The following is a 14,263-nucleotide window of genomic DNA, read 5'->3' as shown; positions in this document are numbered from 1 at the left end:
CCGATTGCTATCGGATCGTGATGCTCAGATTCCCCTCAGATGTAATGACGCTGGTCGCGCGTGGTCACTACTGTCCTCCGAAACCGAGGAGGACGGAGCCCGAAAGCGATGACCGAAGTATCGGTGGCCAAGGTGGACGCGGCCGCACCCGGCGAACTGGTCGTCCTGAAGAGCGTCAACAAGCATTTCGGCGCGTTGCACGTTCTCCAGGACATCGATCTGACCGTCGAGCGCGGTGAGGTCGTCGTGGTCATCGGACCCTCCGGGTCCGGTAAGTCCACGCTGTGCCGCACCATCAACCGCCTGGAGACGATCGACGAGGGCGCGATCACGATCGACGGGAAGCCGCTGCCCCAGGAGGGCAGGGAGCTGGCCCGGCTGCGCGCCGACGTCGGCATGGTCTTCCAGTCGTTCAACCTGTTCGCGCACAAGACCGTGCTGCAGAACGTGATGCTGGGCCAGGTCAAGGTCCGCAAGGCCGACAAGAAGAAGGCCGAGGAGAACGCGCGCGCCCTGCTCGACCGCGTCGGCGTGGCCAGCCAGGCCGACAAGTACCCCGCCCAGCTCTCCGGCGGCCAGCAGCAGCGCGTCGCCATCGCGCGCGCCCTGGCCATGAACCCCAAGGTGATGCTCTTCGACGAGCCGACCTCCGCCCTGGACCCGGAGATGATCAACGAGGTGCTGGAGGTCATGCAGCAGCTCGCCCGGGACGGCATGACCATGATCGTCGTCACCCACGAGATGGGCTTCGCACGATCGGCCGCGAACCGCGTGGTGTTCATGGCGGACGGCCGCATCGTCGAGCAGGCTTCGCCGGACCAGTTCTTCAGCAATCCGCGCAGCGACCGCGCCAAGGACTTCCTGTCCAAGATCCTGCATCACTGACCGCGCCCCGCGCGCCCGCGACCCACGTCACCCGCCTCCCGACGGCTCGCACGTCCCCTTCTTCACCGAAGGCATCTCCCAAAGGAAGTTGATCATGAAGCTTCGCAAGGCCTCCGCCGCCTCGGCCGCCGTCCTCGCCCTCGCCCTCGCCGCCACCGCCTGCGGCTCCGACGACAAGGACGACACGAGCAGCGGCTCCGGCGGCGGCGACAAGATCAAGATCGGCATCAAGTACGACCAGCCGGGTCTCGGCCTGAAGGAGCCCGACGGCTCCTTCTCCGGCTTCGACGTGGACGTGGCGACCTACGTGGCCAAGGAGCTCGGCTACAAGCCCGACCAGATCCAGTTCGTCGAGACCAAGAGCGCCGACCGCGAGAACGCCCTCTCCCGCGGCGACGTCAAGTTCATCACGGCGACCTACTCGATCAACGACGAGCGCGCCAAGAAGGTCGACTTCGCCGGCCCGTACCTGCTGGCCCACCAGGACCTGCTGGTGAAGAAGGACTCCAAGATCGCCAAGGGCGCGGACCTCAACGGCAAGAACCTGTGTTCGGTGACCGGTTCGACGTCGGCGCAGAACGTCCGGGACAAGATCGCCCCGAAGGCCAACCTGAAGCAGCTCGGCGGTTACTCGGAGTGCATCTCCGCTCTCCAGAGCGGTTCCGTCGACGCGCTGACCACCGACGACTCGATCCTCGCGGGCTTCGCCGCGCAGGAGAAGTACAAGGGCCAGTTCAAGCTCGTGGGCGAGAAGCTCTCGAACGAGAACTACGGCATCGGCGTCAAGAAGGGCGACAAAGCCACCGTCGACAAGATCAACGCCGCGCTGGAGAAGATGGTCAGCGACGGCTCGTGGGACAAGGCCGTCCAGGAGAACTTCGGCCCGGCCGAGTACAAGAACGAGCCGGCCCCGAAGATCGGCGTCATCGTCAAGTAACCCGGCACCCGCCGCCTCAGGAATCCCGCGCCCGGCGTGGGGTTCCGCGGGCGCGCCGTCCGTCGTCGCGATCACGGCGGACGGCGCGCCACGCCCTCCACGTACGCCACACACCCGGAAGCGCGGGAGATCGTGTTCGACTTTCTTGAAGGCTACGACGTCCTCGCGGCGTTCTGGATGACGGTCAAACTCACCGTCTTCTCCGCCGTCGGCTCCCTGGTCTGGGGCACCCTGCTGGCCGCGATGCGCGTCAGCCCGGTCCCGCTGATGCGCGGGTTCGGCACCGCTTACGTCAACATCGTCCGGAACATCCCTCTGACGGTCATCATCGTCTTCACCTCGCTCGGTCTCGCCGACATCTTCGGCATGACGATGGGCGCCTCCGACGACTTCGCCCTCCAGGGCTTCCGCCTCGCGGTGCTCGGTCTGGTCGCCTACACCGCGGCCTTCGTCTGCGAGTCGATCCGGTCCGGCATCAACACCGTGCCCCTCGGCCAGGCCGAGGCGGCACGCGCGATCGGGCTGAGCTTCAGCCAGACGCTGCGGCTGGTCATCCTGCCGCAGGCGTTCCGCTCGGTCATCGGCCCGCTGACCAACGTCCTGATCGCCCTGACCAAGAACACCACCGTGGCGGCCGCCATCAGCGTGGCCGAAGCCGCCTTCCTGATGAAGGAAATGATTGAGAACGAGGCCCAGACACTGGCCATCGGCGCGGTCTTCGCCTTCGGTTTCGTGGTCCTTACCCTTCCCACCGGCCTGCTGCTCGGCTGGCTCGGCAAGCGACTGGCGGTGAAGCGATGAGCTCGGTCCTCTACGACGCCCCCGGGCCCCGCGCCAAACGGCGCAACCTGGTCCTCTCCGTCGTCTTCTTCGTCCTCCTCGCCCTGGTCCTGTGGTGGGTGTGGCAGAAGATGGACGACAAGAAGCAGCTCGAATGGGCCCTGTGGGAGCCGTTCACCACGTCCCAGGCCTGGACGACCTACCTGCTGCCGGGCCTCGCCGACACCATGAAGGCCGCGGCGCTCGCCATGGTCATCGCCCTTCCCCTGGGCGCGCTCCTCGGCATCCTGCGGATGTCCGACCACCGCTGGGTGCGCGTCCCGGCCGGCGCGGTGGTCGAGTTCTTCCGGGCCATCCCGGTGCTGCTGCTGATGCTGTTCGCCAACGAGCTGTACGTCCGCTCCTCGGACATCACCAGCGAGGACCGTCCGCTGTACGCGGTCGTCACCGGCCTCGTGCTCTACAACGCCTCGGTCCTCGCCGAGGTCGTCCGGGCCGGCATCCTCTCCCTGCCCAGGGGCCAGACGGAGGCCGCGTACGCGATCGGCCTGCGCAAGGGCCAGACGATGACCAGCATCCTGCTGCCGCAGGCCGTCACGGCGATGCTGCCGGCCATCGTCAGCCAGCTCGTGGTCATCGTGAAGGACACCGCGCTCGGCGGCGTGCTGCTCGGGTTCACCGAGCTGCTCAACGCCCGCAGCACGCTCGCGGCGAACTACGCCAACGTCGTCCCCAGCTTCGTCGTCGTGGCGCTCATCTACATCGTCGTCAACTTCGTCCTCACCTCCTTCGCCTCCTGGCTGGAGGCCCGGCTGCGCCGCAGCAAGCGCGGCACGGGCGCGGTGCTCGACCCGGACGAGGTCGAGGACAACCCCGCCGCGATCGCCGGCACCCACGGAACGGGCCAGGCCGTCTGACGCCCGCCCACCCGGCGTGACCTGTACGGAGGCAGTGGCGTGCGCGCCGCTGCCTCCGTCACTTGACGCGGGCTGTGGCAATGGGTTGCATACGTTCTGTGATCGTGCACCCTGCTCCTACCCCTTGTTCACCTACGTCCCTCAGGACACCGTCACGGGCAGGGGGCGCCACCTCGTGGACCCGGTGATCATCGTCGGAGCGGGGCCCGTGGGGCTCACGCTCGCCCTGGCGCTGGCGCGTCAGGAGGTGCCCTCGGTCGTCCTCGACGAGGGGCCGGGCAAGGACGAGCCGCGGCTCGCGCGCACGGTCGTGCTCCGCGAGGACACCACCGCCCTGATGGAACGGCTCACCGGCACCCCGCTCGCCGGGGCGGGCGTCCGCTGGGCCGGCTGGCGGTCGATGCGGCGCAAGCAGGTGACGCAGGAGATCACGTTCGACGACGCCGATCCGGCTCCGCTGCACCTCCCCCAGCACCTGCTGACCGACGCCCTGCGCGCGGCCCTGGCCGGCGAGCGGCTCGTCCGCGTCGTCGTGGACAGCCGCCTGGACGGGATCGAGCAGGAACCTTCCGGCGTCACGGCCCGCACCCGCGGCCCCAAGGGCACCTGGTGGCGCGGCAGTCACCTGGTGGGCTGCGACGGCCCCCGCTCCACGGTCCGCAAGCTCCTCGACATCCGCTTCCCCGGCCGTACGGCGGTGGAGCGGCACGCCGTCGCCGCGCTGCGCACGGAACTCCCCTGGCCCGACCGGGCGTTGCTCCACCGGGCACCGCCGTGGCGGACCTCGGGGCCCTCCGCCGGGGAGATCACCGGACGTCCCCTGCCGGAAGGCGTCTGGCGCCTGGACTGGCTGCTGCCGCCCGGCAAGGACCTCGTCACCCCCGAGCTGCTGGTCGCCCGCGTCCGCGAGACCCTCGCGGGCTGGAACGGCGGCACCGCGCCGGCGTACGAGCTGCTCGACACCGGTGTGCACACCGTCCACCACCGGCTGGCCCGCCGCTGGCGCGCCGGACGGGTCTTCCTCGCCGGGGACGCCGCCCACCTCCTCGGCGCCTTCGGCACCCAGGGGCTGGACGAGGGCCTGCGGGACGCCGACAACCTCGCCTGGAAGCTGGCCCTGGCCTGGCACCACGGGCCGCACGAGGCGCTGCTCGACAGCTACCAGGCGGAGCGGCGGGCGGTCGTCGCCGCCCGGCTGCGCGCCGCCGACCAGATCCTGCCGGTACTCCGCGGCGGCCCCGGCATAAGGGCGTACGTCCCCGGCGCCACCCGCGCCCACGACGCCCTGCTCGCCGACGGCCACCTGGGGCGCGGCCGGCTGGGCGCGCCGGGCTCGTACGCCGGCTCCCCGCTCGCGCCCCGGAGCCTGGAGGCGGAGGCGCCGGTGGACACGCTCCCCGGCGCACCGGTCACGGACGTCCGCGTCACCGACGAGGACGGCTCCTTCGTGCGTCTGCGGGACCGGTTCGGCCGGGGAGCCCTGATCGTCCTGCTGATCGCGCCGGGCACCGGTGTCTGGGAGCGCCGGCACTGGGTGGGCGCCGGGATCATGCCCCGGCTCGCCGCCGCGGTGACGGCGCTGCCGAGCCCGGCCGAGCTGCTGGTCGCCGAGAGCTATCCGGGCGCGGCCGCCCACACCGTCCTGCTGATCCGGCCCGACGGCCACCTGGTCACCGCGCTGAGCGGGGTGCGCCCGGCCGATCTGTACGCGGCGGCGGAGGCGGCCGTGGGAGGCACCGCGGAAGCGGGGGCGGAGGCGGGAGCCGGGGTCAGGTGAGTGAGGAGCGAGGACCGGAGCGGGGGCCGGGACCAGAGTCGAGGCCGGAACCAAGGCCGAGGCCGGGAACCGGGGCCAGGGCCAGGTGAGTGAGGGTCGGGGACCGGAGTCGAGGCCGGGGCTGGGGGCGAGGTCGGGCCGAGGAGCCGGGGCCAGGTCAGGCGCCGGGCCGGGAAAGCGGGGGTCGAGGTCGGGCCGAGGAGCCGGGGCCAGGTGAGGCGCCGGGCCGGGAAAGCCGGGGTCGAGGTCGGGTGACGTGACCGGGAGGGCCTGGGGCGGACGGTGCCACCGACGCGGTGCCGGGCGGTCCCGTCCCGTCCGGTGCGGTGCCGGGCGGTCCCGTCCGGTGCGGTGATCGGCTGATCCGCCCGACCGGCGCACCGCGGTCCACAGGGTGGCGGTCGGTTGACCGGCTCACCCCGGCATGGTCTACTCCCGATCGTGACCGACACCTGTGTGCGCCTGTGGCGGAGGGTCCATATGGACCTCGTCCGCTATGCGGGCTGCGTGTGTCGTCCGTCCTGCTGAATTCGCACCCCCCTTCACCCCCGGCGCGCACCGCCGCGCTCTCGTGCGGCCGGGCGCTCCCGCGAACGCCCCAGGACGGTACCCGTGTCTGTCTTCCCCTCCGCTTCCCCCGCTCTGTCCGCATCAGCCGCCCCGCCCACGCAGGCGGCCCTCCTCGACTTCGCACGGCGTACGGCCGCCGACACCGCGCTGATCGCCTCGCTCCCCCTCGACCCGGAAGGCCGCACCTGGGTGCGTCTCGAGGGGCCCGGCGGCAGCGAGGCCTGGCTGATCGGCTGGACGCCCGGCGCCGGCACCGGCTGGCACGACCACGCCGACTCGGTGGGCGCCTTCCTCACCGCCCGCGGCGAGCTGAAGGAGAACGCGCTCGCCGCGCGGCTGCCCACGGACGGCTGGAAGACCCTGGAACTGTCGGAGGGCGTGGACCGGGAACGCCGACTGCCGGCCGGCAGGGGCCGCTCCTTCGGACGCCACCACGTCCACGAGGTCCTCAACGAGTCCCTCGACGAGCACGCGGTCTCCGTGCACGCCTACTATCCGCCCCTGCCGCGGATCCGGCGGTACAGCCGCACGGACCAGGTGCTGCGCCTGGAGCAGGTCGAGCGCCCCGAGGACTGGCAGTGAGCGGCGGCACGGCGGGCGGTGACGTGGTGAAGGGTGCCGCGAGGAAGGACGAACGGCCCGTGGGAATCGACGAGTTGCTGGAGCGGGTCCGCGCCGGGTACACGCGCGTGGAGGCGCGGGAGGCTCACGAGGCCGCCCGCGCGGGCGAGGCACTCCTCGTGGACATCCGGTACGCGGCCCTGCGCGAGCGCGACGGGCTGATCCCCGGCGCCCTGGTCGTCGAGCGCAACGAACTGGAGTGGCGGCTCGATCCCCGGGGCAGCCACCGTGTCCCCGAGGCCACCGGTCACGACCTGCGGATCGTCGTGATCTGCAACGAGGGCTACGCGTCGAGCCTGGCGGCCGCCTCCCTGCACCAGCTGGGACTCGGCCGGGCCACCGACCTGATCGGCGGCTTCCAGGCGTGGCGGTCCGCGGGGCTGCCGGTGACCCGGTAGAGCGGGCGCCTCGGGAACGACCGCCTCGAGCAGGTCCTCCCGGGGTTCCTCTCAGGGCCCTCCCCGGGGGCCTCAGGGAAACTCCTCGGAGCTCGGAGGGGCGCGGAGGGGCGCGGCACGCGCGTGTGAGGAGCAGTCCTCGGGTGGGCAGTGCGGCGGGGCGGTGTCCGCGTCGTCCTTGGCCACCCACCGCACCCGGGTCTTGTCGGTCCTGCCTGTCGGCCTTCCCGTGGCGGCACGGGGAGACGACGCCCGTACGGGGAGGGATCCGCGGGTGGCAGCAGACGGCATTCGCGGCCCGAACGGGAGCAACCCTCCGGGACCGCGAGGCGACCCCGCGCGTCCGAGGGCCTCACCCGTCACGCGAGCCCCTGGCGTCGTCGGAGGCTCCGACGGCCGGGGGGACGCCTTCACGGGGGCTGCCCCGCCCTGCGGGAAAGCCGGCGAGGCACGGCACGGCCACCTGACCTGACGGATCGTCAGGAAGGGGCGACGGGAGCAGGGGGTCAGAAGTCCCCGTCCTCCAGGAATTCCGTGTCCTCGCCCTCCTCCTCGAGCGCCTGCCGGACCACTCGCAGGGCCATGCCCTGGGGATAGCCCTTGCGCGCGAGCATGCCGGCGAGACGGCGCAGCCGCTTGTCCCGGTCGAGGCCGCGGGTCGAGCGCAGCTTGCGGGCGACCAGTTCGCGGGCGGTGGTCTCCTCCTGCTCGGAGTCGAGCCGGGCGACCGCCTCACCGATCAGGGTCGGGTCGACGCCCTTGGTGCGCAGTTCCTGCGCGAGGGCCCGCCGGGCCAGACCGCGGCCGTGGTGCCGGGACTCCACCCAGGCGTCCGCGAAGGCGCTGTCGTCGATCAGTCCGACCTCCTCGAACCGCGAGAGCACCTCCTCCGCCACGTCGTCCGGGATCTGCCGCTTGCTCAGGGCGTCGGCGAGCTGTTTGCGGGTGCGCGGGGTCCCGGTGAGCAGGCGCAGGCAGATCGCCCGTGCCCGCTCAGCCGGGTCCCCTGAAGACTCCCCCTTCTCGGCCCTCGACGAGGCAGAGGCGTCTTCGTCCTCGGTGGACGGTTCTCCGAAGCCGCGGCGGCGGCGCGCGCCCCGCGGACCGTCCTCGCCGCCGCGTCCCCCGCGGCGGCCACGGGGCCTGCCTGCGCCGGCCGCTCCGTCGTCCCCGCGGGATCCGCCGCCCGGCCGGTCCTCACCGCCCCGGGCCAGGCCGCCGCCGTCCCCGCTCCCCGGCAGGCGGGAGGGGCCGGGGTGGGCGTCGTACTCGGCCCAGTCCGTTCGTCGTGTCACGGGTCGGCTCAGCTCTTGGCGGTCGCGGCCTTGGTCTTGGTGGCCTTGACCGCGGCAGCGGGAACCGGCTTGGCCGCGTCGGCCGCCGGTGCGCCCGGGGCGGCCGGGGCATCCGCGTCCGTGGCCTCGGCGGGCTGCTCGGGACGCACGCCCACGCCCAGCTTCTCCTTGATCTTCCTCTCGATCTCGTTGGCGAGGTCGGGGTTGTCCTTGAGGAAGTTGCGGGCGTTCTCCTTGCCCTGGCCGAGCTGGTCGCCCTCGTACGTGTACCAGGCGCCGGCCTTGCGGACGAAGCCGTGCTCCACGCCCATGTCGATCAGGCCGCCCTCGCGGCTGATGCCCTGCCCGTAGAGGATGTCGAACTCGGCCTGCTTGAAGGGCGGCGCGACCTTGTTCTTGACGACCTTGACGCGGGTGCGGTTGCCGACCGCGTCGGTGCCGTCCTTCAGCGTCTCGATGCGGCGGATGTCGAGCCGCACGGAGGCGTAGAACTTCAGCGCGCGGCCACCGGTCGTGGTCTCCGGGGAGCCGAACATCACACCGATCTTCTCGCGGAGCTGGTTGATGAAGATCGCGGTGGTCTTGGACTGGTTGAGCGCGCTGGTGATCTTCCGCAGGGCCTGGCTCATCAGACGGGCCTGCAGACCCACGTGGCTGTCGCCCATCTCGCCCTCGATCTCCGCACGCGGGACGAGCGCGGCGACGGAGTCGATGACGATCAGGTCCAGGGCGCCGGAGCGGACGAGCATGTCCACGATCTCCAGGGCCTGCTCGCCGTTGTCCGGCTGGGACAGGATCAGGTTGTCGATGTCCACGCCGAGCTTCTGCGCGTACTCGGGGTCGAGGGCGTGCTCGGCGTCCACGAACGCCACCTGGCCGCCGGCCCTCTGGGCGTTCGCCACCGCGTGCAGGGTCAGGGTCGTCTTGCCGGAGGACTCGGGTCCGTAGACCTCGATGACACGGCCGCGCGGCAGACCGCCGACGCCGAGGGCCACGTCGAGCGCGGTCGACCCGGTCGGGATGACCTCGATGGGCTCCTTCGAGCGGTCACCCATGCGCATGACCGCGCCCTTGCCGAATTGTCGTTCAATCTGTGCGAGTGCGGCGTCCAGCGCCTTCTCGCGGTCGGTGCCTGCCATGGGTTCCACCCGATTTGCTTGAGTCGATCGCTTCACGTCAAAGACGCTAACGCCTGCCACTGACAACGCGCCCCGACGCCGGTCCAGCCTGTGGACAACTCGGGCATTTACTCCTTGAAATCGGGGCAAAGTACCCACCGAGAGCCTCACTGGAACTTCCATCAGAATGGATGTTCGATTTTCGTGTCAAGCGCGCCACGCGGCACCCCCGAGCCTGCGTCCGCGCCTCCGCAACGCCCCGGACCCCACCCCGGACCTCGCCCCGGCCCCCGCACGGGGGACCCTCGTCACGACGGGCCCCGTCGGGGGCCCGCGCCGGGTGTCAGCGAGTCCCTTCCCCCGGGCCGGACGTCCGCTCCCGCGCCCTCGTCCACAGCTGCCGTGCGCGCGTGAGCGGGTTCGGCCCCTCACCCCGTCTCCGGTGGCCGTGCACGCGGGGATCGTCCGTGACGTCGTAGCGCTTCACGTAGGCGCCGAGGAACGCCTGGAGCGTGGCGACCGCGGGGATGGAGATCAGTGCGCCGACCGCGCCGAGCAGCGCGGTGCCGGCGATGACCGAGCCGAAGGCCACGGCGGGGTGGATGTCGACGGTCTTCGAGGTGAGCTTCGGCTGCAGCACGTAGTTCTCGAACTGCTGGTAGACCACGACGAAGACCAGTACCCACAGCGCGTACCAGGGATCGACCGTGAAGGCGATCAGCATGGGCAGCGCGCCCGCGAGATAGGTGCCGATGGTGGGGATGAACTGCGAGACGACGCCGACCCACACGCCGAGCACGGGCGCGTACGGGATGCCGAGGATCTGGAGCAGCACGTAGTGCGCCACGCCGGAGATCAGGGCCATCAGGCCGCGCGAGTACAGGTAGCCGCCGGTCTTGTCGACGGCGATCTCCCACGCGCGCAGCACCTCGGCCTGCCGGGTGGGCGGCAGGACGGAACACAGGGCGCGCCGCAGCCGGGGCCCGTCGGCGGCGAAGTAGAACGAGAACAGTCCGATGGTCAGGAGCTGGAAGAGCCCGCCGAGGACCTGCGTGGAGACGTCCAGGACGCCGGCCGCGCTGTTCTGCGCGTACTTCCTCAGCCAGTCGGAGTGGAGCAGTCCCTCCTGGATGTCGACCCGCCTGAGGTCGGTGCGGAACGTGGTGTTGACCCAGTTGATCACCGAGTCGAGGTACTGCGGGAAGCCCTCGATCATCTTGATGATCTGCCCGGCGAGCATCGAGCCGAGCAGCGTGAAGAAGCCCGCGAACACGATCAGCAGACCGAAGAAGACGAGGAAGGTGGCGAGCCCCCTGCGTATGCCGCGCGCCGCCATGCGGCTCACCGCCGGTTCGACGGCGAGGGCGAGGAAGAACGCGATGAGGATGTTGGTCAGCAGGCCGATGACCTGGTGGAAGGCCCAGGTGCCCAGCTGGAACGCGCCGACCAGGGCGAGTGCGAGCAGCATCGCGCGCGGGAGCCAGCGCGGCATGCGCGCGCCCGGCGCGGTGTCGGGGCCGGACGGTGGCCGAGTGGGTGTCGTCGGGCCCGACGGGGGTGCCTGCGGGCCGACGTGCCCGGTCTCGTCAATGGGTGCCACGGACCAAGTCTCGCCCACGCCACGGACAATCGGTGACCCCCTGCGGTCTTCTCCTCGGATCAGTGCCTCTCCCGCGGAACGTTCATCACCGCGCACACCACGCGCCAGACGTCCTTGGCGTCCCAGCCGGCCGCCAACGCCTCGTGCACGGTGCGCCCGCCGAGTTCCGTCATCACGTGATCGCGCGCGAAGGTCTCGGCGTACCCCGTGCCGAAGTGCTCCGCCATCCGCTGCCAGAAGACCGTCAACCGCATGCCACCAGTATCCCGCCCCCGGGGGTGGCCGCGGCCGGGACCGCCTGCGGGGACCGCTTCGCGGCCTACGGTCTGACGCATGGTCGAACCCGGAGCATCCCCACTCCCCCCGGCGCCGTCGGCGCGTTCCCCGCTCTTCCGTGCCGAGCACTTCGTCTGGCTCACCGCGCGCGTGCTGGAACAGCGCCTCTTCGCCCACCACTTCCTCCGTGGCGCCGCCGACCCCGTGGAGACGGCGCTCGACGCGTACCGCAACGAGGACGGCGGATACGGCCACGCGCTCGAACCCGATCTCCGCGGCCCCGTCAGCCAGCCCCTGCACACCGCCCGCGCGCTGCACGTGCTGGACTCGCTCGGCCGCTGCGGCGGGCAGCGCGCGGAACGGGTGTGCCGCTACCTCACCTCGGTCTCCACGGCCGACGGGGCGCTCCCGGCGGTCCTCCCCAGCCAGCGCGGCTACCCCACCGCCCCGTTCGTCCCGGTCGTGGACGATCCTCCCGGCGAGCTGCTGGCGACCGGCCCGGTGGTCGGTCTGCTGCACCGCAACGGGGTCTGGCACGCCTGGCTGTTCAGGGCCACGGACTTCTGCTGGCAGGCGGTCGACGCCCTGGAGACGTCCCACCCGTACGAGATCCAGGCCGCCGTGGCCTTTCTGGACTCCGCCCCGGACCGCCCGCGCGCGGAGGCGGCCGCCGACCGCCTGGGCCGCCTGGTGCGCGAGCAGCGGCTCGCCGTGCTCGACCCGGACCGCCGGGACGCGTACCCCGTCGCCCCCGGCTACGCGCCCGGCGAGCACCACTTCCCGTACGACTACGCGAGGACACCGGGTTCGCTCGCGCGCGCGTGGTTCACCGACGCCGAGATGGCGGGCGCCCTGGACTTCCTCGCCGGCGAGCAGCGGGAGGACGGCGGCTGGCCGGTCCGGTGGCGCCGGTGGGCGCCGGGCACGGAGCTGGAGTCCCGCCCGGTGGTGACGATCGAAGCGCTGAGCACCCTCCGGTCGTACGGCCGCGCCATCGGCTGACCCGGCGCGCCGGCCCGGGGCGGGGCCTCACGAGGACACCCGCCCCGACCGGCCCGACCGGCACACTCGCCTCAGCCGCCTCAGCCGCCCAGGGCCCGTACCCCCGCCGTGACCGCCACGGCCGCCGCGACGACGAGCAGGAACGGCGCTCGCAGGACGAGCGCCACGGCGGCCGCGGCGAGCCCGGCGGCCTTGGCGTCGAGCACGAGGGACCGGCCGTCGGCGAAGGTCTGCTGGGCCGTGAGGGCGGCCAGCAGGGCGACGGGGAGCAGGGCGGCGAGCCGCCGGACGAGGGGCCGTTCGAGCACCCCGGCGGGCACGAGCAGGCCGGTGAGCTTGACGGCGTAGCAGCCGAGGGCGGTCACGCCGATCGCGATCCAGACGTTCACCGGCCCTCCCCCTCCGCCGCGCTCCGCACGCGGCCCTGGCGCCGGCCCTCGGCCCACAGGGCGAGGGGCGCGGCCAGAGCGGCCACCAGGACGGGCACGCCGCCGGGCAGGACGGGCAGCAGACCGAGGCCCAGCAGGACCGCGAGCGCCGCGGCGGCCCGCTCGGTGGTGGACTTCAGCATGGGCGCGAGCAGCGCGAGGAAGACGGCCGGGCCGGCCGCGTCGAGCCCCCACGCGTCGGTGTCCCCGATGGCTTCCGCGCCGAGGGCGCCCAGCAGGGTGGTCAGGTTCCACAGCACGTACAGGCTGAGTCCGGTCACGGCGAACCCGATGCGCGCGCCCCGTCGATCGCGTTGCGCCAGCGAGACGGCCGTGGTCTCGTCGATCACCCACTGCGCGGCGAACGGGCGCACCGCGCGCGGGAGGGCCAGCAGCTGCGACAGCCGCAGCCCGTAGAAGGCGTTGCGTACGCCGAGGAAGAAGGCGCCGGCGGCCGCCGTGAGCGGATTGCCGCCCGCCGCGAGCGCCCCGACGAGCGCGAACTGGGACGCGCCGGTGAACACCAGGAGGCTGAGCGCGCAGGTCTGCCACACCGTGAGTCCGCCGCCCGCCGAGGTCACCCCGAACGCGAACCCGGAGAGTCCGACGGCGATCCCGACCCCGAGGGCGTCGCGGACGACGGCAGTGTCCGGCCTGCCTTCCCGGTCGTGGTCCCGTATGTCTGCGAGAGCTGTCTGTTCTGCCACCCGTCGAACGGTACGAGGGGCCGCCGCCGCGCGTCTTGTACGTTCTTGCGCTCTCGCTGGTACGCCCCCGGCGGCACGCCCACGATCCTGGCGAAGTGACGGTTGAGGTGCGGCTGGTCGGTGAAACCCACGGCGAGCGCCGCCTCCGCCGGGGCGGTCCCGGCGTCCAGCAGGCGCCGCGCCCGCCTGACCCGGGCGTCGGTGAGCCAGGTGTGCGGCGGCATCCCGTAGGCGTCCCGGAACGCCCGCAGCAGGGCGAAGGGGCTCGTCCCGAGGTCGCCCGCGAGCCGCTCCAGGGCCGGCGGGTCGGCGAGCCGCTCCTCCAGCACGGCACGCGCGCGTGCCGCCGTGCGCGCCCCGGCCGTGCGCACCTGCCGGTCGGGCAGCGTCCCGCCGTTCAGCCGCAGCAGCCGCGTCACGGCGACCCGCAGCAGGGTGTCGGCGGCGAGCGCGTTGCCCTCGTCGGCGGCCCGCAGCACCTGGTGCACGAGCGTGACGGCGTACGGATCGTCGAGCACGGGGCTGACGAAACCCGGAGCGCCCCGCAGGGCCGTCGTCTCGGCGGCGATCCCGGCCACCAGTTCGGGCGACGGGTACACCGCGCCGTACCGCCAGCCCTCGGGCACGCCGGCCCGTCCGGTGTGCGGGGTGTCGGGATTGACCAGAGCGAGCGATCCCGCGCCCGCGTACTGGTCCCCGCCCCGGTGCTGGAAGACCTCCAGTCCCTCCGCGATCCCGGCGATCACGAAGTGCTCGTGCGTGTGCCGCACGAAGCTCTTCCGCACGTACCGGGCCCGCAGCAGGTCCACACCGGGCAGTTCCGCGTACTGCCAGTGCCGCGCCACCTCACGAGTTCCCGCCACATTCCCCATTCTCCGCGAAGCGGACCGGAGACCTCCGGCCCGGGCCGCCCCGCCCACCCCGCCCACCCCGCCCACCCGGGCCGCCCTCG

The 14,263-nt window shown here is 72.3% G+C and carries 16 protein-coding genes; 9 read left to right on the top strand and 7 right to left on the bottom strand.

What is annotated here, in order from left to right:
* Positions 1–108 precede the first annotated feature (108 nt).
* From ACF09K_RS23860 to ACF09K_RS23825, 8 genes are all read left to right on the top strand, one after another.
* Entirely contained in the window at positions 109–885 is a 777-nt protein-coding gene (locus ACF09K_RS23860; RefSeq protein WP_392246488.1) for an amino acid ABC transporter ATP-binding protein, read from the top strand.
* Between the two features lie 94 nt (positions 886–979).
* Positions 980–1,822, top strand: coding sequence for a glutamate ABC transporter substrate-binding protein (locus ACF09K_RS23855; RefSeq protein WP_392246486.1), 843 nt, complete (start codon positions 980–982; stop codon positions 1,820–1,822).
* Positions 1,823–1,954: 132 nt separating this feature from the next.
* Positions 1,955–2,623, top strand: coding sequence for an amino acid ABC transporter permease (locus ACF09K_RS23850; RefSeq protein WP_392246484.1), 669 nt, complete (start codon positions 1,955–1,957; stop codon positions 2,621–2,623).
* The gene (locus ACF09K_RS23845) at positions 2,620–3,519 is read left to right on the top strand and encodes an amino acid ABC transporter permease (RefSeq protein ID WP_392246482.1); all 900 of its coding nucleotides are present in this window, start codon (positions 2,620–2,622) and stop codon (positions 3,517–3,519) included. The genes ACF09K_RS23850 and ACF09K_RS23845 overlap by 4 nt, the downstream gene beginning before the upstream one ends.
* A 175-nt stretch (positions 3,520–3,694) precedes the next feature.
* On the top strand, positions 3,695–5,296 hold the full coding sequence (locus tag ACF09K_RS23840; RefSeq protein WP_392246767.1) for an FAD-dependent monooxygenase: 1,602 nt from the start codon (positions 3,695–3,697) through the stop codon (positions 5,294–5,296).
* A 441-nt stretch (positions 5,297–5,737) separates the two neighbouring features.
* Complete coding sequence (locus ACF09K_RS23835) at positions 5,738–5,824, top strand: putative leader peptide (protein ID WP_313960178.1); 87 nt, start codon at positions 5,738–5,740, stop codon at positions 5,822–5,824.
* 84 nt (positions 5,825–5,908) lie between these two features.
* Entirely contained in the window at positions 5,909–6,448 is a 540-nt protein-coding gene (locus ACF09K_RS23830) for a cysteine dioxygenase (RefSeq protein WP_392246480.1), read from the top strand.
* Positions 6,445–6,885, top strand: coding sequence for a rhodanese-like domain-containing protein (locus ACF09K_RS23825; RefSeq protein WP_392246478.1), 441 nt, complete (start codon positions 6,445–6,447; stop codon positions 6,883–6,885). The genes ACF09K_RS23830 and ACF09K_RS23825 overlap by 4 nt, the downstream gene beginning before the upstream one ends.
* A gap of 506 nt (positions 6,886–7,391) precedes the next feature.
* Here the strand turns inward: ACF09K_RS23825 and recX are convergent.
* The 4 genes from recX to ACF09K_RS23805 form a co-directional block, all read right to left on the bottom strand.
* The gene (gene recX / locus ACF09K_RS23820) at positions 7,392–8,180 is read right to left on the bottom strand and encodes a recombination regulator RecX (RefSeq protein WP_392246476.1); all 789 of its coding nucleotides are present in this window, start codon (positions 8,178–8,180) and stop codon (positions 7,392–7,394) included.
* A gap of 8 nt (positions 8,181–8,188) precedes the next feature.
* Complete coding sequence (gene recA / locus ACF09K_RS23815) at positions 8,189–9,319, bottom strand: recombinase RecA (protein WP_392246474.1); 1,131 nt, start codon at positions 9,317–9,319, stop codon at positions 8,189–8,191.
* A 322-nt stretch (positions 9,320–9,641) separates the two neighbouring features.
* A complete protein-coding gene (locus tag ACF09K_RS23810) occupies positions 9,642–10,898 on the bottom strand; it encodes an AI-2E family transporter (RefSeq protein ID WP_392246472.1) in 1,257 nt (418 codons plus the stop codon).
* 59 nt (positions 10,899–10,957) lie between these two features.
* Positions 10,958–11,152: a DUF3046 domain-containing protein gene (locus ACF09K_RS23805; protein ID WP_366061110.1), complete on the bottom strand. Its 195-nt coding sequence runs from the start codon at positions 11,150–11,152 to the stop codon at positions 10,958–10,960.
* Between the two features lie 79 nt (positions 11,153–11,231).
* On the opposite strand from ACF09K_RS23805, the gene ACF09K_RS23800 reads away from it, so the two are divergent.
* Entirely contained in the window at positions 11,232–12,176 is a 945-nt protein-coding gene (locus tag ACF09K_RS23800) for a hypothetical protein (RefSeq protein ID WP_392246470.1), read from the top strand.
* An 80-nt stretch (positions 12,177–12,256) separates the two neighbouring features.
* Here the strand turns inward: ACF09K_RS23800 and ACF09K_RS23795 are convergent, their stop codons facing one another.
* Genes ACF09K_RS23795 through ACF09K_RS23785 form a run of 3 tightly spaced genes read right to left on the bottom strand, consistent with a single transcriptional unit; the run spans position 12,257 to position 14,174 of the window.
* Positions 12,257–12,565: an AzlD domain-containing protein gene (locus ACF09K_RS23795; RefSeq protein ID WP_392246468.1), complete on the bottom strand. Its 309-nt coding sequence runs from the start codon at positions 12,563–12,565 to the stop codon at positions 12,257–12,259.
* A complete protein-coding gene (locus ACF09K_RS23790; protein ID WP_392246766.1) occupies positions 12,562–13,284 on the bottom strand; it encodes an AzlC family ABC transporter permease in 723 nt (240 codons plus the stop codon). Before ACF09K_RS23790 ends, ACF09K_RS23795 begins: the two co-directional genes overlap by 4 nt.
* Complete coding sequence (locus ACF09K_RS23785; protein WP_392246467.1) at positions 13,182–14,174, bottom strand: AraC family ligand binding domain-containing protein; 993 nt, start codon at positions 14,172–14,174, stop codon at positions 13,182–13,184. The genes ACF09K_RS23790 and ACF09K_RS23785 overlap by 103 nt, the downstream gene beginning before the upstream one ends.
* Positions 14,175–14,263: the final 89 nt, after the last annotated feature.

Source organism: Streptomyces sp. NPDC014882 (genome assembly GCF_043081325.1).
GTDB lineage: Bacteria > Actinomycetota > Actinomycetes > Streptomycetales > Streptomycetaceae > Streptomyces.
This window is presented reverse-complemented; position numbering and strand designations above follow the sequence as displayed.

What these genes read in the sequence shown, in the direction of transcription:
- ACF09K_RS23805 (WP_366061110.1), bottom strand. Translation starts at nt 11,152, where the DNA reads ATGCGGTTGACGGTCTTCTGGCAGCGGATGGCGGAGCACTTCGGCACG.
- ACF09K_RS23855 (WP_392246486.1), top strand. Translation starts at nt 980, where the DNA reads ATGAAGCTTCGCAAGGCCTCCGCCGCCTCGGCCGCCGTCCTCGCCCTC.
- ACF09K_RS23860 (WP_392246488.1), top strand. Translation starts at nt 109, where the DNA reads ATGACCGAAGTATCGGTGGCCAAGGTGGACGCGGCCGCACCCGGCGAA.
- recA (WP_392246474.1), bottom strand. Translation starts at nt 9,319, where the DNA reads ATGGCAGGCACCGACCGCGAGAAGGCGCTGGACGCCGCACTCGCACAG.
- ACF09K_RS23845 (WP_392246482.1), top strand. Translation starts at nt 2,620, where the DNA reads ATGAGCTCGGTCCTCTACGACGCCCCCGGGCCCCGCGCCAAACGGCGC.
- ACF09K_RS23800 (WP_392246470.1), top strand. Translation starts at nt 11,232, where the DNA reads ATGGTCGAACCCGGAGCATCCCCACTCCCCCCGGCGCCGTCGGCGCGT.